Source organism: Allostella sp., from assembly GCF_041913585.1.
Lineage (GTDB): Bacteria > Pseudomonadota > Alphaproteobacteria > ATCC43930 > Allostellaceae > Allostella.
Genome location: NZ_JAYSFE010000033.1, coordinates 11,118 through 12,832, shown reverse-complemented (window position 1 = coordinate 12,832; position 1,715 = coordinate 11,118). Strand labels below are relative to the sequence as shown.

2 protein-coding genes are annotated in these 1,715 nt (G+C 68.2%); both read right to left on the bottom strand.

The annotated features are described in order from the left end of the window. A partial coding sequence (locus ACE3Q3_RS08695; RefSeq protein ID WP_374444584.1) for a TRAP transporter large permease subunit occupies positions 1–725 on the bottom strand: 725 nt, incomplete at its 3' end. 105 nt (positions 726–830) lie between these two features. Continuing rightward, positions 831–1,715: TAXI family TRAP transporter solute-binding subunit (locus ACE3Q3_RS08690; RefSeq protein WP_374444582.1), on the bottom strand; the 885-nt coding region annotated here is incomplete at its 5' end.

The window sequence follows — 1,715 nt, the reverse complement described above, 5'->3', positions numbered from 1 at the left end:
CTGGTCGGCCGCCCGCCCATCAGCGAGAACGAGAAGTCGATGAAGAACTTGCCGGCGCCGGAGAACTGCAGCACCGCGCCGAAGATGGTGAAGAGGATGATGAGGCTGGAGGAGACGTCGACGGCAGTGCCGAACACGCCCTCCAGCGTCATGTAGAGCTGCCCGGTCAGCCGGGCGACGTCGTAGCCGCGATGGGTCCAGGGCGGCGGCAGGTAGGGGCCGGCCATCGCATAGGCGACGAAGGCGATGGCGACGGCCGGCATGATCCAGCCGGTCGAGCGCCGCGTCGCCTCCAGCACCAGCAGCAGGAAGACGACGCCGAACCACTGGTCCATCGGCTCGGGCAGGCTCGCCCGGTCGGTCAGGTCGTCGCCGCCCTGGATCAGGTACCAGATGGTGGCGATCGCCGCGGCCGCGAGCAGCACGTCCCAGACCTGGATGCGGTTTCGGAAGCGCGCCGCCACCGGGAACATCAGGAAGATCAGCACCAGGGCGAAGCCGACATGGACCGGCCGGAGGATCGTCGTCGGCACGATGTCGTAGGCGGCCCACAGGTGGAAGAGCGACATCGTCACGGCGAGCGCGGTCAGCCCGCGGCCGACCCAGCCGCCGAGGCGGTTGGTCGCCCCCTCCTCCTGCTCGATGAACTCCTCGGCCTTGCGGAGGGCTTCCGCGTCCACGGCCGGCTCGACCACCGCGCCCTCAGTCTGCTCGCGCTTCGCCATGATGCTGTCCTCGGAGCTGGCCGTCCCCGGCCGCGAAAAGGCGGAAGCCCGGTTCGATCGCGCGAACCGGGCTTCCTTCCGGACCCGACGTCGGCGCCGGCGGCGTCAGCCGCCGACCTTGATGCCCTTCTCGGCGTAATACTTGAGCGCGCCGGGATGGAACGGGACTGGCGAATTCGCCTGCTTCTGATTGGCGAGGTCGAAGCTGGCCGCTTCCTTGTGGACGGCGACGATCTCGGCCTTCTGCTCGAACAGGACCTTGGTCACCTGGTAAGCGACGTCGTCCGGCATCTTCCGGTTGGAGACCAGGATGTTCCAGACGTTGGCCTGCTGGTTGTCGGCGTCCTGGCCGGGATAGGTCTTCGCCGGAATCACGCCCCGGGAATAGAGCGGGCCGTACTTCTTGTTCATCGCGTCGACGGCGTCCGCATGGTCGATCAGCTTCAGCTTCACGCCGGGCGTGGCGCCGAGATCGGTGACCGCCGAGGTCGGCAGGCCGCCGACCCAGAAGTAGGCCTCGATCTTGTTGTCCTTGATGGCGTTGGTCGATTCCGCGACGCCCAGGCGCTCGCGCCGGAGGTCCTTGTCCTTGTCGAGCCCGACCGCCTCGATCAGCCGGAACGCCATCACCTCGGTCGCGCTGCCGGGCGAGCCGGTCGAGACGCGGCGGCCCTTCAGGTCCTTCATCGACTTGATGCCGGTGCTCTCCGTCGTCACGACGTGCATCCGGTTGGGATAGAGGACGGCGAGCGCCGTCACGTCGAGCTTGCCCGACTTGAACTTGTCCTGGCCCTGGATCGCGTCGAGCGCGGCATCGGCCATGGTGAAGGCGATCTCGGCGCGCTCGGCGCCGACGAGCTTCAGGTTGTCGACCGAGCCGCCGGTCACCTCGGCGGTCGCCTGCCAGCCGGGGACATGCTTGGTGAGGACGTTGGCGAGGCCGCCGCCCAGCGGATAGTAGACGCCGCCGGTACCGCCGGTCGCGATCGA